A 19,614-nucleotide genomic window follows, 5' to 3' on the forward strand; every position below is an offset into this window, starting at 1 on the left:
GTCACGGCGTGGGGAACGGGCCGCGCAGCGAGGGTGCGGAGCCGTCGGCGGACAGGCCGTTGGTGACCCGCAGGAACTCCAGCTTCTCCGCGTCGGCCGAGCCCGCCGCCACCGTGTAGAGGACGAGCCGGACCTCGCACCCGGGGACGGTGAGCACGTCGCAGTCGCACGTCACCTCGCCGACCTGGGGATGCACGATGACCTTGCGGGCGGAGACGTGCCGGCCGACCGCGCCCTCGTCCCACAGCCGGGCGAACTCCGCGCTGCCGGCCCGCAACTCGGCGATGAGGTCGGTCAGGCCGCGATCGGCCGGGTGGTCGACGAGCGCGGTACGCAGGTCGGCGACGAGCGCGCGGTTGAGCCCGTCACCGTCGTTCAGCACGGGCCAGGAGGCCAGCCCGCGCGACCCGGTGGCGAAGACCGCCCGCACCAGGTTCCGCTCGGCCGGTGAGCGCGCGGCGGGATCGCCGATCAGCACCGCCCACGCGGGCGTCCAGGACAGCAGGGTCCAGTCGGCGCTGAAGACGCCCACGGGGAACTCCCCGAGGCGGGCCACCATCCGCTGCACCCCGGCGGGGACGTGCGTGGAGATCGTCCCGTCGCGCGGCGGCAGCAGGCCGGCCAGCCGATAGGCGTGGTCGCGTTCTGCGGGCTCCAGTTGCAGCGCCCTGGCCAGGCTCGCGACGACCTGCGCCGACGGGTGCGTGGCACGGCCCTGCTCCAGCCGTACGACGTAGTCGACCGACAGGCCGGCCAGCTCGGCCAGCTCCTCGCGGCGCAGCCCGGCCGCGCGCCGCCCGGCCCGCGCGATCCGCCCGACGTCGGCCGGAGAGAGGCGGTCGCGCCAGCGGCGCAGCGCCGTTCCCAAGGTCTCGTCCACATCTTCCATCATGCCTCCCCGCCCCGCCGTCCTGCCTGGTACTGGCCGACCCACCGTCGCGCAGGGCACTGGCCCGCCCGCTCGCCACCGGCCGAGAGTGGAGGCATGACCACGACGTTCATCACCGGAGCCAACAAGTCACTCGGGTACGAGACCGCCCGCCGCCTGATCGAGGCCGGGCACACGGTCCTCGTCGGCGCCCGCGACCCGGAGCGCGGCCGGGCCGCCGCCGACGCGCTCGGCGCCCGTTTCGTCCAGATCGATGTGACCGACGACACCTCGGTGGCCGCGGCCGCCACCGACATCGAAGCGCACGAGGGCCACATCGACGTCCTCGTCAACAACGCGGGCGTGCACGGGACGCACAAGCCCGCCGACCGGATCACCGCCGCCGACGCCAGGGAGGTGCTGGAGGTCAACGTGGTGGGAATCGTCCGGGTGACGCACGCGTTCCTCCCGTTGCTGCGCCGGTCGGCGAACCCGGTCATCGTCAACGTGTCCAGTGGCATGGGGTCGTTCGCCGCCACCCAGGACCCCGCGCGCCCGGAGTCGAAGGCCGTCGAGCCGCTCTACTCGCCGTCGAAGTCCGCCGTGACCATGCTGACGACGCAGTACGCCAAGGCCCTGCCCGACGTGAAGGTGAACGCGGCCGACCCGGGCTACACCGCGACCGACTTCAACGCGCACAGGGGGCCGCAGACGGTGACCGAGGGGACCGACGCGATCGTCGAACTGGCCACCATCGGGAAGGACGGTCCCACCGGGGCCTTCCGTGACCGGAGGGGCCCGATGGCCTGGTGAGCAGGGCGGGGAGAAGGGCCGGGCGGCGCGAATTCCTTTACTAAAATCGCTATCCCTTTCCCCGCCGCGCACCTGGGCAAATGCGCGCCCTAAACGATCTGATGGCCCTTGCGATGGATCTTTTCCGTTGCCTATAAAGGTCGTCGAATCGTTTGCCTACCCATGTCTGAGTATGCGAATTCTAAGCAAAGTCATGACGCCCGCGGTCGCGGGCCTGCTCGCCGTGGCGGGCCCCGCCTGCCCGGTCAAGGCCGCGGAGCCCGGCGGGCTTGGCGCTTACTATCGGCAGCGACCGGCCTGGACCGCCTGCGGCGACGGTTACGAATGCGCGGACGTGACGGTCCCGCTCGATTATGCCAAGCCGGACGGCAAGAAGATCAAGATCGCGCTGACCCGTCTTCCCGCCACCGGCGAGAAGATCGGCTCGCTCGTGCTCAACTTCGGCGGCCCGGGCGGCTCGGGCGTGGACGCGCTGCGGGGCAGCGGGGCCACGGTCTCGCCGGCCGTGCGGGAGCGGTTCGACATCGTCAGCTTCGATCCGCGGGGCGTCGGCGGCTCCTCGCCGGTGCGCTGCCTGGACACCGTCAGGCAGGACACCTACCTCGCGCTCGACCCTACCCCGGACAATCGCGCCGAGGCCAAGCGGGCGGACAAGTGGGACAAGGTGTTCGCCAAGTCCTGCCTGGCGCACTCGGGCAAAGCGCTGCTGTCCCACGTGGGCACCGTGGACGTGGCCAAGGACATGGACGTGCTGCGTTCCGCGCTGGGCGACCAGCGGCTGAACTACCTGGGCTTCTCGTACGGGACCTACCTCGGCTCGATCTACGCCGACCTGTTCCCGAAGCGCATCAGGACGATGGTGCTGGACGGCGCCGAAGACCCCTCGCAGCCCGCCGCGGACTTCTACGCCGACCAGGACCGCGGGTTCGACGTGGCGACGAAGTCGTTCCTGCGTAACTGCTTCAGGTCCAAGGACTGCCCGTTCCGCGTGCACACCGTCAAGGCGGCGATGAAGCAGCTCGACGAGCTCTACCGGCGGGCCGACGAGTCGCCGCTGCGCAACGACCACGACGGCAGGCAGGTCAACGAGGCCATCGTGCGCACCGCGGTGAACGCCGCCATGTACCAGGCCTCCAGCTGGCCGCTGCTGCGGCGGGCGCTGGCGAAGGCGTACGAGAGCGGCGACGGCACCAAGCTGCTGCTGCTGGCGGACGGCTACAACGGGCGCATGCCGGACGGCAGGTACGACAACAGCCTCGACGCCCTCATGGCCGTCAACTGCGTCGACCATCCCGAGGAGCCGTGTCCGTACTGGCCGGTCAAGGGCACCCGCTACCCGAAGAAGGTGACGGCCGACGGCGCGCCGCCGATCGTGGTCGTGGGGACCACGCGTGACCCGGCGACGCCGTACAAGCTGGCCAAGGCGCTGGCCGGGCAGCTGTCGAAGGGCGTGCTGCTGACCAACGACGCCGACGGCCACACCGGCTACGCGACGGGCTCGGCGTGCCTGGACGCCAAGGTGGACCGGTACCTCATCACGGCGGTGGCGCCGAAACCGAGCACCTGCACGAACGAGAAGGCTTAGGGGCCGGCGGCACCAGTTCCACCCCTCGGTGTGGGACTGGTGACGTTCGGGTCAATCCCGGCCGCGCCTGCGTGGCCGCGGTGGCGTGGCGGGAGAGATTGGGCGGACGTAACCCGAAATTCCGCCCGAGAGCCCGAGGAGCCCGTGGGTCCCCTGCAGCCTGTCGAGTCGCTGCTGATTCTGCACGCGGTCGCCGCGGCCTGTGCTCCCTGGCTGGTCGTCCGCCTGGGCCGGGCCTCGTTCGCGCTGCTGGCGCTGCCTCCGGCGGCCGGATTCGCGTACGCGGGCTGGACGGGGTGGCGCGGGCTGCCCGCCCGCGAGAACACCCCGTGGGCGCCGGTGGCGGGCCTGGAGCTCTCCTTCCGCGTCGACCCCCTGGCGCTGCTGATGACGGCGCTGGTGACCGGCGTCGGCGTGCTCGTCCTCTGCTACAGCGCCCGCTACTTCCCCGAGGGCGACGAGGGACTCGGCCGCTACGGCGGCGTGATGGTGGCCTTCGCCGGGTCGATGCTGGGGCTGGTCACCGCCGACAACCTGCTGCTGCTGTACGTGTTCTGGGAGCTGACCACGGTCTTCTCCTACCTGCTCATCGGCTCCGACCCGCAGAGCCGGCCGAGCAGGCAGGCCGCGATGAAGGCGCTCACGGTCACCACGCTCGGCGGACTGGCCATGCTGGCCGGGTTCGTGCTGCTGGGGCAGGCGGCGGGGACGTTCCGGATCTCGGAGATCGTGGCCAGCCCTCCCGGCCTCGCTCCGGCCGCCGTGGTGCTGGTGCTGGTGGGCGCACTGGCGAAGTCGGCGATCTTCCCGTTCAGCATGTGGCTGCCGGCCGCGATGGCCGCGCCCACGCCGGTGTCGGCCTACCTGCACGCGGCGGCCATGGTGAAGGCCGGGGTGTACCTGCTGGCCAGGCTCGGTCCCGCGTACGGCGACCTGACGCTGTGGCGGGCGGTCGCAGTGCCGCTCGGCGTGCTGACGATGCTGCTGGGCGGCTGGCGGGCGCTGCGCGAGAACGACCTGAAACGGCTGCTGGCCTACGGGACGGTCAGCCAGCTCGGCTTCCTGGTGCTGCTGTTCGGGGCGGGCACCAGGAGCGCGGCGCTGGCCGGCGTGGGGATGCTGCTGGCGCACGCGCTGTTCAAGGCGGCGCTGTTCCTGGTGGTGGGCATCGTCGACCACGCGGCCGGCACCCGGGACCTGCGCGAGCTGAGCGGAGCCGGGCGGGCGATGCCGTGGGTGTGCGCGGCGGCGGTGCTGGCGGGCGCGTCGATGGCGGGACTGCCGCCGCTGGCGGGGTTCGCCGGGAAAGAGGCGGCGCTGGAGTCGCTGATGGGCTCGCCGGCGCTGGTGGGCGTGGTGGCGGGCTCGGCGCTGACGGCGGCGTACACGCTGCGCTTCCTGTGGGGGGCGTTCGCCGCCAAGCCCGGCGTGCCGCCGCGCCCGGTGCACCCGACGCCGGCGGCCATGTCGGGCCCCGCCGCGCTGCTCGCCGTGCTGGGGCTGGTGCTCGCCCCGCTGACCTCCTGGTACGCCGGCGCGATGTCCGGCTACACGGACACGTACCGCGAAGCGGGCCATCACCCCCATCTCGCGCCGTGGAGCGGCTTCACACCCGCGCTGCTGCTGTCCGCGCTGGCGCTGGCCGCCGGCGTGCTGCTCTTCCTGACCAGGGCGCCGGTGGCACGGGCAGGGGCGGCGCTGCACGTGGCCGACTCCGGCCAGTTCTTCTGGCTGACCGTACGCCGGCTGGACCGCTTCGCCATCCAGCTCACCGGTTTCATCCAGCGCGGATCCGTGCCCGAATACCTGATGCTGACGCTGCTGGCGGCGGTCGGGGTCGGGCTGTTCTCCGTCGTGTACGGCGGCGCGCCCCACGTGGACGTGCCGATCGTGGCCTGGCAGCGGCCCGAGCAGCCGATCGTCGTGGCGCTGCTGGCCGCCGCCGCCGTGCTGGCCCTGTTCTCCCGCGCGTACGTGCTCCTCGCCCTCGTCGTCGGCCTCACCGGCTACGGCACCGCCCTGCTGTTCCTCGCCCACGGCTCACCCGACCTGGCGCTGACCCAGTTCCTGGCCGAGACGCTGAGCCTGGTGGTGTTCGCCCTGGTGCTGCGGCGGCTGCCGATCCAGCCGGTCAGAGCGCGGGTGCCGGTGGCGGTCAGGCTGGCGCTGGGGCTGGCGGTGGGCGTGGTGGCCTCGGGAGGCGGCATGGTGGCCATGGCCGCGCGGGGCACCGAGCCGGTCGGCGCGCTGATGGAGGAGGCGGCCCGGGAGTCCGGCGCCCGCAACATCGTCAGCGCCATCATCCTCGACATCCGGGCGTGGGACACGCTGGGCGAGAGCGCGGTGGTCATCGTGCTGACCCTGGGCGTGACGAGCATGGTGTTCCTGCGGCGCAGGACGTTCGCCATCGAGCGGAGTCCGGCCGGGCACCGCACCGAGGAGCGTCCCCACTGGCTGGCGGCCACGCTGCCGCGCGGGCAGCGGGCGCTGGCGCTGGAGGTGGTGGCCAGGCTGACGTTCCACACCGTGCTCACACTGTCGGTGTTCCTGCTGTTCATCGGGCACAGCGGCGTCGGCGGCGGGTTCGCCGGCGGCATCGTGGCCGGGCTGGCGATCACCGTGCGCTACCTGGCGGGCGGCAGGAACGAGCTGGCCGTGGCCGTGCCGGCGCACGCGGGCGTGCTGATGGGCGCCGGGCTGACGCTGTCGGCCGGCACGGCGCTGATCGGGCTGCTGTTCGGGCGGGCGGGACTGGAGATGCTGGCCACGGACGTGAGCGTGCCGCTGCTGGGGCACGTGCACCTGTCCACCGGCCTGCTGTTCGACCTCGGCGTGTACGTGTCCATCGTCGGCATGGTCCAGGACGTCCTGCGCGGCCTGGGCGCGGAGCTGGACCGGCAGATCGACGCGGAGGAGACCCCGTGACCGCGGAGGAGATCCCGTGAACAGCGTCTCCCTGCTGCCCTTCGCCGCCTGCTGCGTCATGATCACCGTCGGGGTGACGCTGCTGCTGGAACGGAGCCTGGTCCGCGTCCTGGCCGGCGTCATCGTGCTGGGCAACGGGGTCAACCTGCTCATCGTCACCTCGGGCGGCGACGCGGGCGGCCCGCCCTTCGTCGGCCGGCCCGGCATGGCCGACCCGCTGCCGCAGGCCATGGTGCTCACCGCCATCGTGATCACGCTGGGCGTGACCGCGTTCCTGCTGGCCATGGTGCACCGTTCCTGGCAGCTCACCGGCAGCGACGAGGTCCAGGACGACACCGAGGACCGCTGGGTGCGGCTGCGTCTCAGGCGCGGCGAGCTGGGCGACGCCGTCCGCGCGCGGCGCGACGCCTACCGGCGGCTGGTCGTCGAGCAGCGGGCCGAGCTGGCGAACCTGGAGGCCGAGCAGGCCGAGCGGGAGCGGCTGGAGGAGGCCGACCTGGAGCGGCGCATCTCCCGGGTGCACAACGAGCTCGAACAGTGGGCCACCCGGCTGCGCGAGCAGGGCCTGCCGGAGGAGGAACTGCAGTTGCGCCTGGAGGAGGCCGGGCTGCGCGACGACACGGGCGCCCTGTCGAACCTGGAACGCATCGAGCAGTTGCGCGAGGAGTACGAGCGCAGGCGGGCCCGGCAGGCGGGCCGCGAGAAGGAGCTGTTCAAGCAGCTCAAGGCGCGCCAGAAGGAGGCGCGCAAGCAGATGCGGACGGCCATCAGGGAGGAGCGGGAGCGGCAGGCGCTCGCGCAGGACCCCGAACTGGAGGGCGACGACTGACCCATGGACGGTCCGGTGCCCCTTTCCAGCCTGGTCTGCGTGCCCGTGCTGCTGCCGCTGCTGGCGGCGGGGGTGAAGCTGGCGATCGGCGGGCGGCTGCGCCGGCTGCAGTCGCTCATCAGCCTCGTCACGCTCGGCCTCTCGCTCGCCGTCTCGGTGCTGCTGCTGGTCGCGGCCGACACGAGCGGCCCGCTGGTGACCGACCTGGGCGGCTGGGCGGCCCCGGTCGGGATCTGCCTGGTCGCCGACCGGCTCTCCACGCTGGTGCTGGTGGTGTCGTCGGCGGTGACGCTGTGCGTGATGGCGTACTCGGTGGCCAACTCCTACGACGAGCAGGAGCACGACGCGCCGATGGCGATCTTCCATCCGGCGTTCCTGGTGATGGTTGCGGGGGTGGCGGACGCGTTCCTGTCGGGGGACCTGTTCAACCTGTTCGTGGCGTTCGAGCTGCTGCTGAGCGGTTCGTACGTGCTGCTCACCTTCGGCGGCACCGAGGCCAGGATCCGGGCGGGGGCCACGTACACGCTGATGGCGCTGGCCTCGTCGATGTTGTTCCTGATCGCGCTGGCCATCACCTACGGCGCCACGGGGACGCTGTCGATGGCGCAGCTCGCCGAGCGCTTCGCCACGCTGCCCGGCCAGGTGAAGCTGATGGTGGAGCTGACGCTGCTGCTGGCGTTCGCGATCAAGGCGGCGATCTTCCCCATGTCGGCGTGGCTGCCCGACTCCTACCCGACCGCGCCCGCCCCGGCCACGGCCGTGTTCGCCGGGCTGCTCACCAAGGTCGGCGTGTACTCGATCATCCGGCTGGAGGCGCTGCTGTTCCCCGGCGGGCCGGTCTCGACGCTGCTGATGTGGGTGGCGCTGGCCACCATGCTGACCGGGGTGCTGGGCGCGGTGGCGCAGACCGACATGAAACGGATGCTCTCCTTCACGCTGCTCAGCCACATCGGGTACATGGTGTTCGGCGTCGGCCTGTCCACGGTGGCCGGGCTGGCCGGGGCCGTCTTCTACGTGGTGCACCACATCACCGTGCAGACGAGCCTGTTCCTGGTGGTGGGGATGGTCGAGCGGCGCACCGGCACCACGTCGGTGACCCGGCTGGGCGGGCTGATGCGGGCGGCGCCGCTGATCGCCGTGCTGTTCTTCGTCCCGGCGATGAACCTGTCGGGCATCCCGCCGATGTCGGGCTTCCTGGGCAAGCTCATGCTGGTGCAGGCGGGGCTGGCCGACGGAGGGTGGCTGCCGGTCACGCTGGTGGCGGCCGGCCTGATGACGAGCCTGCTCACGCTGTACGCGGTCGCGAAGGTGTGGGGCAAGGCGTTCTGGCGCGGCCCCCGGGCCGACCGCATGGGCCGGGTCGTGGAGAGCGAGGAGGGCACCGGCGAGGACCCGGTCGTGACCACGACCGCGATGCCCGCCGCGCTGCCGCTGTCGGTGGCGGCGCTGGTCACGCTGGGGCTGTCGTTCACGGTGCTGGCAGGGCCGCTGTCGGCGCTGGCGCAGCGGGTGGCGGCGGAGCTGATGGCGCGCGAGCCGTACATCTCGGCGGTTCTGGGGAGGCACCCGTGAGGCGGCGGGTTGCGGGGAGGCGTCCGTGAAGCGGCGGGTTCTGACGACGGTGCGGCTCTTCGGGCGGCGGGTGCCCCTGGCGCTGGTGGCGTGGCTGGCGCTGGTGTGGGTGACGTTGTGGGGCGACCTGTCGGCGGGCAACGTGCTGGGCGGGGTGGTGACCGGGCTGGTGGTGACGTGGCTGCTGCCACTGCCCGTCCTCGACCCGGGCATCCGGATCCATCCGGTGGGGCTGGTGCGGTTCCTGCTCTGGTTCGGCTGGGACATGGTGATCTCGACCGTGCGGGTGGTGTTCTGGGTGGCGCATCCCGGCCGGCCGCCGGCGCAGCTGGTGCTGGTGCCGCTGCGCACGTCGTCCGAGGCCATGACGGTGATCATCATGGTGGCGCTGTCGACCGTGCCCGGCAGCCTGGTGCTGGAGGCCTACCCGAGGGCGCTGATGCTGCACGTGCTGGGGCGGCCCGGCGACGTCGCGGACGCCGTGCGGGCGGATGTGACCCGGCTGGAGTCACGCGTCGTGGCCGCGTTCGGCACCCGCCGGGACCGGAAGGAGCTGGAATGACGTCGGTGTACGCGGTGACGCTCGTCCTGCTGGGGGCCGGGGCGGCGGCCTCGCTCTACCGGGTGGCGCGCGGGCCCTCGATGCTGGACCGGGCGATGTCGCTGGACGTGTTCACGTCGCTGTCGATGTGCGGCGTCGGGGCGTTCGCGGTGGCCAGGGACGACTACTCGGACCTGCCGATCCTGCTGGTCCTGTCGCTGCTGGGGTTCGTCGGGTCGGTGTCGCTGGCCAGGTTCTTCGCGGGGAGGTCCCGATGAGTGTCCCGGTGATGACGCGATGAGCGCGCTGGACGTGGCCGCGGCGGCCTGCCTGCTGGCGGGCGCGCTGCTGGCGCTGTCGGCCGGAGTCGGCCTGGTGCGCTTCCACAACACGCTGAACCGCATGCACGCCGGCACCAAGCCGCAGGTGCTCGGCGTGCTGCTGGTGCTGCTGGCCATGTGGCTGCACCGGCCCACCTGGTCGACCGCCGGGCCGCTGCTGCTGGTCGCGATCTCCCAGGTGGTCACCGTGCCGGTGGCGGCGTACATGATCGGGCGGGCTGCCTACTCGCGGGAGTCGTCCGACGACGACACCGAGCTGCCCGCCGCGGACTGAGCCCCGGGCGGGTCAGCCCCGCCGGTCGAGCGAACCGGCGTCCTCGGACCGGCCCTCGTCGTCGGGGGCGTCGCCCGCCGGCCCGTCCCCGGAGCCGTCCTGCCGGTCCAGGGCGGCCTGGCCGAACCACGTCCACAGCGCGAACGCGGCCAGCAGCCCCGCGGTGACCCACGCCAGCGTCGCCTCGAACAGGTAGTCGATGACGAACATGGTCGACGTGGTCATCGACACCACCAGCGCGAGCGCCCCGGCGATGCCGTACAGGTTGGACCGGCGTACCAGCGTCTCCTTACGCCCCTGCCGGAACAGCACGCGGTGCTGCGCCGTCGGCGCGATGTAGCAGATCGACGCGACCGCGGCGCTGAGCAGCGCCGCGAAGTAGAGCCACCGGTCGGCCTGGTCCATCCGGGCGAACCCGGTGGAGAAGGGCACGGTGAGCAGGAACGCGAACAGCACCTGCACGCCGGTGACCGCGACCCTGGCACCCTGGAGCAGCTCGACGAAATTACGATCCGCGCGCTCCTGATCCGACTCGTTCTTCAACGCCGCCTCCCGCCTTCCACGAGAGACTTCCTCTTCTCTGCCAAAGGGGGCTAAAACCTCGGCAGGAGGACCTTCGCCGGAGTGATCGGAAGCTCGCGCACCCGATGGCCGGTGGCGTGGAAGACGGCGTTGCCGATCGCGGCGGCCGTCCCGACGATGCCGATCTCGCCGATGCCCTTGCTGCCCATCGGGTTGAGCTCGCCGTCGCGCTCGTCCAGCCAGACCGCCTCCACGTCCCGCACGTCGGCGCAGACGGGGACGTGGTACTGGGCCAGGTCGCGGTGCAGGAAGCCGCCGAACTCCGCGTCGGTGAGCGTCTCCTCCATCAGCGCCATGCCCAGGCCCATCGTCATCCCGCCGATGAACTGCGACCTGGCCAGCGTCGGATCCACGATCCGCCCGGCGGCGAAGACGCCGAGCAGGCGCGCGACGCGGATCTCGCCGGTCACCGAGCTGACCCGCACCTCGGCGAACTGCGCGCCGAAGGCGTGCCTGGCCAGCTCGGCGTCGCCCTTGATCTCCTCGGTGGTGTCGGCCCGGCCCTCCTTGCCGTCGCGCTTCAGCTCCTCGCAGGCGCGTACGACGGCCGAGCCCCACGAGGCCGTGCCCATGGATCCGCCCGCCACCGGCGCCCGCGGCAGGTCGCTGTCGCCCAGCTCGACGTGCACCCGCTCCGGCGAGACCTCCAGCGTGTCCGCGGCGATCCTGGTCAGCGCCGTGCGCGCGCCGGTGCCGATGTCGGCGGCGGCGACCTGGACGAGGAAGTCGCCGTCCCGGACGGTCGCCACGGCCTGGCAGGGGCTGCGCCTGGCCGGGTACGTGGAGGCGGCCACGCCGGTCCCGACCAGCCACTCCCCCTCGCGCCTGATCCCCGGCGCCGGGTCGCGGCGCTCCCAGCCGAACCGGCGGGCGCCCTCGCGCAGGCAGCCGACCAGGTCGCGGGAGCTGAACGGCAGGCCGGTGCCGGGCTCGGTCTCCGCGTCGTTGACGATCCGCAGCTCGACCGGGTCCAGGCCGGCCGCGTAGGCCAGCTCGTCCATGGCCGACTCCAGCGCGTACATGCCGGGGCACTCCCCCGGGGCGCGCATCCACGACGGCGTGGCCACGTCCAGCCGGACCAGCCGGTGCGCGGTGCGCAGCGCGGGGGTGGCGTACATGACCCGCCCGGGCACGGTGGTCTGCTCGGCGAACTCGACCAGGGTGGAGCTCTGCTCGTACGCCACGTGCTCCAGCGCCGTGAGCCGGCCCTGGGCGTCCGCGCCGAGCCGCAGCCGCTGGATGGTGGGCGTGCGGTAGCCGGTGACGTCGAACATCTGCTGCCGGGTGAGCGCGATCTTGACCGGGCGGCCCACCGCCCTGGCGGCCAGCGCGGCCAGCACCGCCTGGGGCCTGGTGCTGCCCTTCGAGCCGAACCCGCCGCCCACGTGCCTGGAGACCACGCGGACCCGTTCCGGTGGCAGGCCCAGGGCGGTGGCGATCATGTCGCGGCTGGTCGAGGTGCCCTGCGCGGTGTCGTACACCAGCAGCCGGCCCTCCGCGTCCCAGTAGGCCAGCGCGGCGTGCGGCTCCATCGGGTTGTTGTGCAGGACGGGCGTCTCGTAGGTGACCTCGACGGTGGTCGCGGCCGCGGCCAGGCCCGCCTCGACGTCGCCCTTGCCGGTGTCGGTGGGGAAGCCCGGGTTGACGACGTCCGGCTTGTAGAGGCCGGGATGGTCGGCGCTCAGGGTGACGTCGTGGTCGTCGGGGTCGTAGTCGACGCGGACGGCCGCCGCGGCGGCGCGGGCGTTCTCATAGGTGTCGGCGACGACGGCGGCGACGATCTGCCCGCGGTAGGCGACCTCGCGGTGCTGGAACAGAGCCAGCTCAGGATCGGCGTCCTCGGACATGCGCGGCGGGTCCTCGCAGGACAGCACGGCCAGCACGCCGGGCGATTCCAGCGCGGGCCCGCCGTCGACGCGCTTGATCCGGCCCTTGGCGATCCGGGACTGGACGGCGCAGGCGTAGGCGACGCCCTCGGCCGGGTATTCGGCCGCGTACGTGGCCAGCCCCGTGACCTTGACGCGGCCCTCGATGCGGTTCACGGTGCGAGCTCCTCCAGCGTGGCGACGATCAGGTTGCGGGCCAGCGGCACCTTGTAGGCGTTGCGCGGCAGCGGGCCCGCCTGCTCCAGCTCGGTCTCGGCGGCCTGGAGGAACGCCTCCCCGGTCGCCGGGCCGCCGATGAGGGCCTGTTCCGCGCGCTCGGCCCGCCACGGCACGTGCGCCACGCCGCCGAGCGCGATCCGGCAGCCGGCCACGGCGCCGTCGCGCACGTCGAGCACGGCGGCGACGGACACCAGCGCGAACGCGAACGACGACCGCTCGCGCACCTTCCGGTAGTGCGAGGCGCCCGGGGGCGGCGGCGGCAGCTCCACCGCGGTGATCAGGTCACCGGGTTCGAGCACGGTGTCGCGCTCGGGCTCGTCGCCGGGCAGCCGGTGCAGGCCGGGCATAGGGATGATCCGGTCGCCGCCGGGCCCGGTGACGTGCACATCCGCGCCGAGCGCGGCCAGGGCGACGGCCATGTCGGAGGGATGGGTAGCCACGCAGGCGTCGGACGCGCCGAGCACGGCCAGGCCGGCGTGGTCGCCCTCGATGGCGGGGCAGCCGGAGCCGGGGCGGCGCTTGTTGCACGGCCTGCTGACGTCCTGGAAGTAGGTGCAGCGGGTGCGCTGGAGCAGGTTGCCGCCGACGGTCGCGACGTTGCGCACCTGGCCGGAGGCCCCCGCCAGCACCGCCCTGGCCAGCATCGGGTAGCGGCTCCTGATGACGGGGTGGGCCGCCAGGTCGGTGTTGCGCACGGTGGCGCCGACGCGGACGCGGTCGCCGTCCGTCTGCTCGATCGCGTCGAGCGGCAGGCGGCTGACGTCGAGCAGCCGTTCCGGCTCGGCGACGCCCAGCTTCATCAGGTCCACGAGGTTGGTGCCACCGCCCAGGTACATGGTGCCGGGGGCGAAGCCGCGCACGGCCTCGGCGGAGCTGGCGGCGCGGGCGTACTCGAAGGGCTTCACCGGGCCACCTCGCCGATCGCGGTGACGATGTTGACGTACGCGCCGCACCGGCACAGGTTGCCGCTCATGCGTTCCCTGATCTCGTCGGGTGTCAGCCCCGGGTCGGTCAGGAGGTCCTCGGTGATCGCGCTCGGGCCCGGCTCTCCCAGCATCCCCTCGGCCGAGCAGAGCTGGCCCGGCGTGCAGTAGCCGCACTGGAAGGCGTCGTGCTCGAGGAAGGCCGCCTGCAGCGGATGCAGCTCGTCGCCGTCGGCCAGCCCTTCGACGGTGGTGATGTCGCGGTCGTCCACCGCCACGGCCAGGGCCAGGCAGGAGTTGGCCCGGCGGCCGTCGATCAGCACCGTGCAGGCGCCGCACTGGCCGTGGTCGCAGCCCTTCTTGGCGCCGATGAGGCCGAGTCGTTCGCGGAGCAGGTCGAGCAGCGACATTCGCGGGTCCACGTCCGCCTTGCGCGGCACGCCGTTCACCCGCAGGGTGATCTCCATGGCGCTCGACTACCCGACCTGACGACGAGACAACCTATGAGTGCGGCAAAACATGTGACCGTTCGTCCAAAGATGCCCGTTTTACTGGGGCGGTCGGGGGTAGCCGGGCGGGCATGGTCCTGGCCATGGACGAGCAGGTGACGGAGTCGGCGGCGGTGCTCACCGTCAACGCCGGGTCGTCGAGCCTGCGCCTCGATCTCGTACAGGGCGGGTGCGTGATCGACAGCGCCCGTTCCGAGCGCGCCGTCGACGCCGGCTCGGCCGGGGAGAAGCTGTCGGACTTCCTCGGCGGGCACTTCGACCGCGACGTCAGGGCGGTGGCGCACCGGGTGGTGCACGGCGGCGACGTCGTCCCCGCTCCCGTGGTCGCCGACGACGAGACGGTGCGCGCGCTGCGCGGCCTGACCGGCCTGGCGCCGCTGCACCTGCCGCCGGCGCTGGCGCTGATCGAGGCGGCCCGCGAGCAGTTGCCCGCGGTGCCGCAGGTGATCTGTCCCGACACGGCCTTCCACGCCGGGCTGCCGGAGGAGGCCGCCGTCTACCCGCTGCCGCGCGAGTGGCGCGAGCGGCACGGCCTGCGCCGGTACGGCTTCCACGGGCTCTCCTACGCCTGGGCCGCCGACCGGGTGGCCGAGCTGCTCGGCCGCCCGGTGGCCGAGCTGGACCTGGTGCTGACGCATCTGGGCGGCGGCTGCTCGGTGTGCGCGCTGTCGGGCGGGCGCAGCCTGGACACCTCGATGGGGTTCACGCCGCTGGAGGGCCTGCCCATGAGCAAGCGCTCGGGCAGCGTGGATCCCGGGATGCTGCTCTGGCTGCTGCGGTACGGCGGGCTGACGGCCGAGGAGCTGGCCGAGGGCCTGGAACGCCGCTCGGGGCTGCTCGGGCTGTCGGACGGGCGCTCGGGGGACACGCGCGAGTTGGTCGCCGCCGAGCGGGACGGCGACGAGGCGGCCGGGCTGGCGCTGCGAGTCTTCGCCCACCGGGTGAGCCGGGAGATCGCCGCCGCGGCCACCTCGCTCGGGCGGATCGACGCGCTGGTGTTCACCGGGGAGATCGGCTGGGACCAGCCCGAGGTGCGCGAAGCGGTGTGCCGGCGGCTCGGGCTGCTCGGCGTGCTCCCGCCGGTGCTGGGCAACCGTTCCGACGACGGGCCGGTCAGCGACGGCGGCGTGCCCGTCCTGGTGGTGCAGGTACGTGAGGAGCTGCAGCTGGCCCGCGAATGCCTGCGCGCCCTCGCCGAGGACGACGAGCCGGAGAAGTTCCCGACGGCGGGGTGAGCCGTCCGCCTCCGGGTGAGCGGTCCGGCCGCCGGGTGAGCCGTTCGCCGCCGGTGGTGTCCCCGCGGCCGGTTGTGCCGTTTGTCGGTCGCGGATGGTTGGATCTCCCGTGTGGAGGCGTCCGTCGAGCAGCTCGTCTACGTCCGTGATGACGAATACACCGTCGCGCGCATGAGCGCCGACGGCGAGCCCGACTTCGTGGCCACCGGGCGGGCGCTGGCCGGGGTGCAGCCGGGCGAGACGCTGCGGCTGTTCGGCGACTGGAGCAGGCACGCGCGGTTCGGGCGGCGGTTCGCGGTCACCGGGTGCGAGCGGGTGACGCCGTCGTCGGTCCGGGCCATCCGCATCTACCTGGGCTCGGGGCTGATCAGGGGCATCGGGCCGAGGCTGGCGTACGCGATCGTCGACCATTTCGGCGAGGCCACGCTCAAGGTCATCGACGGCGAGCCCGAGCGGCTCACCGAGGTGGTCAACATCGGGCCGCTGCGGCAGGGGCAGATCGTCGAGGCGTGGCAGGAGCAGAAGGCCATCGCCGCGCTGATGGTGACGTTGCAGGGGCTCGGCGTCAGCCCGCTGCTCGCGGCCAAGATCTACCAGGTCTTCGGGCAGGACGCCGACGAGGTCCTGACCACCGACCCCTACCGGCTCATCGGGCGGGTCAGGGGCGTCGCCTTCCGGGTCGCCGACCGGATCGCCCTGCAGGCCGGGGTGCCCGAGCGCAGCCCGCAGCGGGTCAAGGCGGCGCTGCTCGACCGGCTGGAGGCGGCCGGCAGCCGCGACGGCCACTGCTTCGTCCCGGTCGCCACGCTGGTCAGGGAGGCGGCCGAGCTGATCGAGCAGGACCAGGAGCTGGTGCGGCCGATGGTCGACGCGCTGGCGGCCGAGCGGCGGCTGGTCGTGGAGGCGGCCCCGGACCAGCCCGGCCAGGTGGTGGCGTACCTGAAACACGTGCACAGCCGGGAGGTGGCGCTCACCGCCCAGCTCACCGCGCTCATGGAGGCCCGCTCGACGCTGCCGCTGCGCTCCTACCGCGAGGACCCGGGCCTGCACGAGGACCAGCGGGCCGCCCTCACCATGGCCCTGACCAGCACCGTCTCGATCATCACCGGCGGTCCTGGCTGCGGCAAGAGCCACACGGTCAAGTCCATCGCGACCACCGTGCGCGCGGCGGGCGGCACGGTGACGCTCACCGCCCCCACGGGCAAGGCCGCCAAGCGGCTGTCGGAGCTGACCGGGCTGCCCGCGATGACCGTGCACCGCATGCTCGCCCAGCAGCCCGACCCCGACCCCGAGACGCTCTTCGACGAGCTGCCCGCGCAGGCCGACCTGATCGTGGTCGACGAGGCGTCCATGCTCGACCTGCACCTCGCCACCCGGCTGACCGCCGCCGTCCGGCCCGGCAGCCATCTGCTCCTCATCGGCGACAGCGACCAGCTGCCCAGCATCGGCCCCGGCGACGTCCTGGCCGACCTGCTGCGGGTGCCGGCGCTGCCCCGGGTCCAGCTCACCCACGTCTTCCGGCAGGCGGGCGGCAGCGGCATCATCGACGCCGCCCACCGCATCAGGGCCGGCCGGCTGCCTTCGACCCCGGGCGGGGGCGGGTTCTGGTTCGAGGAGCTCGACGACCCCGAGCAGGTGGCGCGGCGGGTGGCACATCTGGCGATGGTGGCGATCCCGCGCAAGCAGAACGTCGATCCCGGGCAGGTGCAGGTGCTGTGCCCGATGCGCAAGGGCGACACCGGCGCCACCGCGCTCGGCCGGCTCATCCAGGACCAGCTCAACCCGGCCGCCGACGACAAGCCCGAGCACTGGTCGGGCTCCTCGGTGTTCCGGGTGGGCGACCGCGTCATGCCGATCCGCAACAACTACGACAAGGGCGTCTTCAACGGCGAGACAGCCACGGTGACGGCCGTGGTGCGCGAGGAGCGCGTGGTCGAGCTCCGCACCGACGACGGCGAGAGCGTGAGCTACTCCTTCGACGAGCTCGACGACCTGACCCACGCCTACGCGATCAGCGTGCACCGGTCGCAGGGCAGCGAATACCCGTTCGTGGTGGCGCCGATCGTGGCCGAGTCCGGCGGCGTCATGCTGCGCCGCAAGCTGCTCTACACGCTGGTGACGCGGGCCAAGGCGTGGGTGGTGCTGGTGGGGCAGCGCGAGGCGCTGGAGCTGGCGGTGCACCGCCTCGGCCACCGCCGCAACACCGGCCTCGCCCGCCGCCTCGCCTCGGCCCTCGACGCCTGACCGGACCCGGCGGCGGGTTCTTCGGTCATCCGGTTGGCGGGGTCGTCTCCGGCACGGCAGCATGGCCGGTGATGGACGAACCGCGCATGATCCGCATCTCCAAATACCTCGCCAGGCACCTGCGGCACGATCCGCGGCGCATCGGCCTCACCCTCGACTAGGGCGGCTGGGCGGAGGTGGACGAGTTGCTGCGCGCCGCCGCCGAGCACGGCTTCGCGATCACGCCGGAGGAGCTGCGGGAGGTCGTCGCGGCCAACGACAAGCGGCGCTACACGATCGAGGGCGGCCGCATCAGAGCCAGTCAGGGGCACTCGGTGCCGGTGGACCTCGGCCTGCCCGCCGTCGAGCCGCCCGAGGTGCTCTACCACGGCACCGTCGGCCGCTTCCTGCCGGCGATCAGGGCGGAGGGGCTGCGTCCGATGAGCCGGCACCACGTGCACCTGTCGCCCGACCGGGAGACGGCCACCCGGGTGGGGGCACGGCGCGGCGTTCCCGTGGTGCTGGTGGTGGCCGCGGGTGACATGCACCGGGACGGGCACACGTTCCGGCGCAGCGCGAACGGCGTGTGGCTGACCGACCACGTCCCCCCGGCCCACCTGCGCTTCCCGTCCTGACGACCGGCCCGGTTACGCGGAGGTCAGCGGGCGTGGTCGGTGGTGAGGGCGGTGCGGGTGGCCATGAGGGCGAAGCCGAGGAGGTTGAGGCCCTTCCAGGCGGACGGCGTGGTGGCGCGTTCGTCGGTGGCGGCCAGGCCGATCCCCCACACCCGGTCCAGCGGGCTGGCCTCCACCAGGACACGGCCGGCCGTCCCGAGCAGGTAGGCGGCCAGCTGCGGGTGCTGCCCGAACTTGGCCGTGTTCCCGCGCACCACGATGGCGAAGCGCTGGTCCTCCCACACCGCCTCGTCGAAGCCCCGTACGCCGCGGCCGAGCGCCTTGGCCTCGCCCGGGCTGCCGGCGGCCAGGATCGCGGCCGCGGTCGCCTCGTCCCCGAACAGCCAGGCCTTGTGCGCCATCATGTAGTGCTCGGCGGAGGCGAACGTGTGCCCGTCCTCGGTGAAGGTCACCGGCCACCACTGGCTCAGGCAGCCGGCCCCGACGCCTCCGTCGCGGGTGGGCCGGTGACCCCAGAAGCAGAGGTACTTGAGACGCCGGCCGGATCGCTCGGCGGCGATGGCCTCGGCCACGGTCATGGGCAGGGGGAGCTCGTCGGACATGACCCTCACCGTCCCACAATTCGGGCCACGACTTCGTGTCATTTCTCCGGGCGAGCGGGCGCCCCACCGCATCGCCTCACCGTTCCTCCGGTCCGGCGGCGCGGCTGAGGCGGTCGGAGAGGGCGCGGAGCACCGGCACCAGCTCCGGCGGCTCCAGGACCTCGAAGTCGAAGCCCTTCGTCGCGACGTAGACGGCCAGGTCGTCGAGCGAGTCGGAGCCGGCCAGGAACAGGCACGTGTGCGCGTCCACCGCCTCCAGCCGGCCCGCGCCGGGCGAGGTGCGCGGCGCGACCGCCGCCAGGGGCGCGTGGAAGAGGATGCGGGCCTGGTAGCGGTAGGGGGCGGAGGTGATGGAGCGCGACACGTACGCGGCCACGTCGTCCTGCGGCAGCGGCCGGGGCGTGAACCGGGCCCCGGGCAGGCTCAGCGGCTCCTCGATCCGGTCCACCCGGAACGTGCGCCAGTCGTCCTTGCCGGTGTCCCAGGCGAGCAGGTACCAGCGCCACGGCGTGTGCACGAGCCGGTGCGGCTCCACCTCCCGCTCCGTGACCCCGTCACGGCCCCGGTAGCGCAGGCGCTGCCGCCGCCGGTCGCGGCAGGCGGCGGCCAGGTCCGCCAGGAGGTCGGCGCCGACGGCGGGCGCGGCGGCTCCCGCCAGCGGCACGGTGGCGGCCTGGAAGGCGCTCACCCGGTGCCGCAGCCGCGACGGCAGCACCTGCCGCAGCTTGGCCAGCGCCCGCAGCGCGCCCTCCTCCAGGCCCGCGACGCTGCCGGTGGCGGCCGTGCGCAGGCTGATGGCCACGGCGACCGCCTCCTCGTCGTCGAGCAGCAGCGGCGGCAGCGCGGCGCCGGGCCCCAGCCGGTAGCCGCCGGCCACGCCGGGGGTGGCGTCCACGGGGTAGCCGAGCTCGCGCAGCCGGTCGATGTCGCGCCGCACGGTACGCAGCCCGACCTGGAGCCGCCCGGCCAGCTCGGCGCCGGTCCAGTCCGTACGCGACTGCAGCAGGGACAGCAGGCGCAGCAGCCGCGCGGAGGTCTCCAGCATGCCCCCG

The 19,614-nt window shown here is 73.1% G+C and carries 18 protein-coding genes; 11 read left to right on the forward strand and 7 right to left on the reverse strand.

Annotation, left to right across the window (positions count from 1 at the left end):
- Position 1: 1 nt before the first annotated feature.
- Positions 2-880, reverse strand: coding sequence for a helix-turn-helix domain-containing protein (locus tag OIE67_RS25195; protein WP_326644390.1), 879 nt, complete (start codon positions 878-880; stop codon positions 2-4).
- 105 nt (positions 881-985) lie between these two features.
- Here OIE67_RS25195 and OIE67_RS25200 point away from each other — a divergent pair, with 105 nt between their 5' ends.
- The 8 genes from OIE67_RS25200 to mnhG all read left to right on the forward strand — a co-directional run bounded on the left by OIE67_RS25200 (position 986) and on the right by mnhG (position 9,748).
- Positions 986-1,681 (forward strand): SDR family NAD(P)-dependent oxidoreductase, encoded by a 696-nt coding sequence (locus OIE67_RS25200; RefSeq protein ID WP_326644392.1) that lies wholly within the window; start codon positions 986-988, stop codon positions 1,679-1,681.
- A gap of 193 nt (positions 1,682-1,874) precedes the next feature.
- Positions 1,875-3,266 carry an alpha/beta hydrolase gene (locus OIE67_RS25205; RefSeq protein ID WP_326644394.1) on the forward strand — a complete coding sequence of 464 codons (1,392 nt, stop codon included), beginning with the start codon at positions 1,875-1,877 and terminating at the stop codon, positions 3,264-3,266.
- 144 nt (positions 3,267-3,410) lie between these two features.
- The gene (locus OIE67_RS25210; protein WP_326644396.1) at positions 3,411-6,191 is read left to right on the forward strand and encodes a Na+/H+ antiporter subunit A; all 2,781 of its coding nucleotides are present in this window, start codon (positions 3,411-3,413) and stop codon (positions 6,189-6,191) included.
- Positions 6,192-6,207: 16 nt separating this feature from the next.
- Positions 6,208-7,020: a Na(+)/H(+) antiporter subunit C gene (locus OIE67_RS25215; RefSeq protein ID WP_245956592.1), complete on the forward strand. Its 813-nt coding sequence runs from the start codon at positions 6,208-6,210 to the stop codon at positions 7,018-7,020.
- Between the two features lie 15 nt (positions 7,021-7,035).
- On the forward strand, positions 7,036-8,592 hold the full coding sequence (locus OIE67_RS25220) for a Na+/H+ antiporter subunit D (RefSeq protein ID WP_326644399.1): 1,557 nt from the start codon (positions 7,036-7,038) through the stop codon (positions 8,590-8,592).
- Positions 8,593-8,617: 25 nt separating this feature from the next.
- Positions 8,618-9,154, forward strand: a complete 537-nt coding sequence (locus OIE67_RS25225; protein ID WP_245956594.1) for a Na+/H+ antiporter subunit E — start codon at positions 8,618-8,620, stop codon at positions 9,152-9,154.
- Positions 9,151-9,411, forward strand: coding sequence for a monovalent cation/H+ antiporter complex subunit F (locus tag OIE67_RS25230; RefSeq protein ID WP_326644403.1), 261 nt, complete (start codon positions 9,151-9,153; stop codon positions 9,409-9,411). The genes OIE67_RS25225 and OIE67_RS25230 overlap by 4 nt, the downstream gene beginning before the upstream one ends.
- A gap of 19 nt (positions 9,412-9,430) precedes the next feature.
- The gene (gene mnhG / locus OIE67_RS25235) at positions 9,431-9,748 is read left to right on the forward strand and encodes a monovalent cation/H(+) antiporter subunit G (protein ID WP_106250962.1); all 318 of its coding nucleotides are present in this window, start codon (positions 9,431-9,433) and stop codon (positions 9,746-9,748) included.
- Between the two features lie 12 nt (positions 9,749-9,760).
- Here the strand turns inward: mnhG and OIE67_RS25240 are convergent, their stop codons facing one another.
- From OIE67_RS25240 to OIE67_RS25255, 4 genes are read right to left on the reverse strand one after another with little or no spacing between them, the layout of a single operon-like run.
- Entirely contained in the window at positions 9,761-10,291 is a 531-nt protein-coding gene (locus OIE67_RS25240; protein ID WP_326644406.1) for a DUF6328 family protein, read from the reverse strand.
- A gap of 50 nt (positions 10,292-10,341) precedes the next feature.
- Positions 10,342-12,372, reverse strand: coding sequence for a xanthine dehydrogenase family protein molybdopterin-binding subunit (locus OIE67_RS25245; RefSeq protein WP_326644408.1), 2,031 nt, complete (start codon positions 12,370-12,372; stop codon positions 10,342-10,344).
- Positions 12,369-13,340, reverse strand: coding sequence for an FAD binding domain-containing protein (locus tag OIE67_RS25250; protein ID WP_326644410.1), 972 nt, complete (start codon positions 13,338-13,340; stop codon positions 12,369-12,371). Before OIE67_RS25250 ends, OIE67_RS25245 begins: the two co-directional genes overlap by 4 nt.
- Positions 13,337-13,825: a (2Fe-2S)-binding protein gene (locus OIE67_RS25255; protein ID WP_326644412.1), complete on the reverse strand. Its 489-nt coding sequence runs from the start codon at positions 13,823-13,825 to the stop codon at positions 13,337-13,339. Before OIE67_RS25255 ends, OIE67_RS25250 begins: the two co-directional genes overlap by 4 nt.
- Positions 13,826-13,950: 125 nt before the next feature.
- Between OIE67_RS25255 and OIE67_RS25260 the strand changes: the two genes are divergently transcribed.
- The 3 genes from OIE67_RS25260 to OIE67_RS25270 all read left to right on the forward strand — a co-directional run bounded on the left by OIE67_RS25260 (position 13,951) and on the right by OIE67_RS25270 (position 17,960).
- Positions 13,951-15,102, forward strand: coding sequence for an acetate/propionate family kinase (locus tag OIE67_RS25260; RefSeq protein WP_326644414.1), 1,152 nt, complete (start codon positions 13,951-13,953; stop codon positions 15,100-15,102).
- Between the two features lie 111 nt (positions 15,103-15,213).
- On the forward strand, positions 15,214-17,346 hold the full coding sequence (recD2, locus tag OIE67_RS25265) for an SF1B family DNA helicase RecD2 (RefSeq protein WP_326644416.1): 2,133 nt from the start codon (positions 15,214-15,216) through the stop codon (positions 17,344-17,346).
- A gap of 176 nt (positions 17,347-17,522) precedes the next feature.
- Positions 17,523-17,960 carry an RNA 2'-phosphotransferase gene (locus OIE67_RS25270; protein ID WP_326644417.1) on the forward strand — a complete coding sequence of 146 codons (438 nt, stop codon included), beginning with the start codon at positions 17,523-17,525 and terminating at the stop codon, positions 17,958-17,960.
- A gap of 23 nt (positions 17,961-17,983) precedes the next feature.
- Here OIE67_RS25270 and OIE67_RS25275 read toward each other — a convergent pair whose 3' ends face one another.
- Positions 17,984-18,562, reverse strand: a complete 579-nt coding sequence (locus OIE67_RS25275; protein ID WP_326644419.1) for an NADAR family protein — start codon at positions 18,560-18,562, stop codon at positions 17,984-17,986.
- A 76-nt stretch (positions 18,563-18,638) separates the two neighbouring features.
- Positions 18,639-19,607 (reverse strand): helix-turn-helix transcriptional regulator, encoded by a 969-nt coding sequence (locus OIE67_RS25280; protein ID WP_326644421.1) that lies wholly within the window; start codon positions 19,605-19,607, stop codon positions 18,639-18,641.
- Positions 19,608-19,614: the final 7 nt, after the last annotated feature.

The organism is Nonomuraea fuscirosea (assembly GCF_035917475.1).
GTDB classification, from domain to species: domain Bacteria; phylum Actinomycetota; class Actinomycetes; order Streptosporangiales; family Streptosporangiaceae; genus Nonomuraea; species Nonomuraea fuscirosea.

Bases quoted from the DNA above. Each gene is read 5' to 3' on its own strand.
- OIE67_RS25200 (WP_326644392.1), top strand. From the start codon at position 986: ATGACCACGACGTTCATCACCGGAGCCAACAAGTCACTCGGGTACGAG.
- OIE67_RS25205 (WP_326644394.1), top strand. From the start codon at position 1,875: ATGACGCCCGCGGTCGCGGGCCTGCTCGCCGTGGCGGGCCCCGCCTGC.
- OIE67_RS25230 (WP_326644403.1), top strand. From the start codon at position 9,151: ATGACGTCGGTGTACGCGGTGACGCTCGTCCTGCTGGGGGCCGGGGCG.
- mnhG (WP_106250962.1), top strand. From the start codon at position 9,431: ATGAGCGCGCTGGACGTGGCCGCGGCGGCCTGCCTGCTGGCGGGCGCG.
- OIE67_RS25255 (WP_326644412.1), bottom strand. From the start codon at position 13,825: ATGGAGATCACCCTGCGGGTGAACGGCGTGCCGCGCAAGGCGGACGTG.
- OIE67_RS25260 (WP_326644414.1), top strand. From the start codon at position 13,951: ATGGACGAGCAGGTGACGGAGTCGGCGGCGGTGCTCACCGTCAACGCC.
- OIE67_RS25275 (WP_326644419.1), bottom strand. From the start codon at position 18,562: ATGTCCGACGAGCTCCCCCTGCCCATGACCGTGGCCGAGGCCATCGCC.
- OIE67_RS25280 (WP_326644421.1), bottom strand. From the start codon at position 19,607: ATGCTGGAGACCTCCGCGCGGCTGCTGCGCCTGCTGTCCCTGCTGCAG.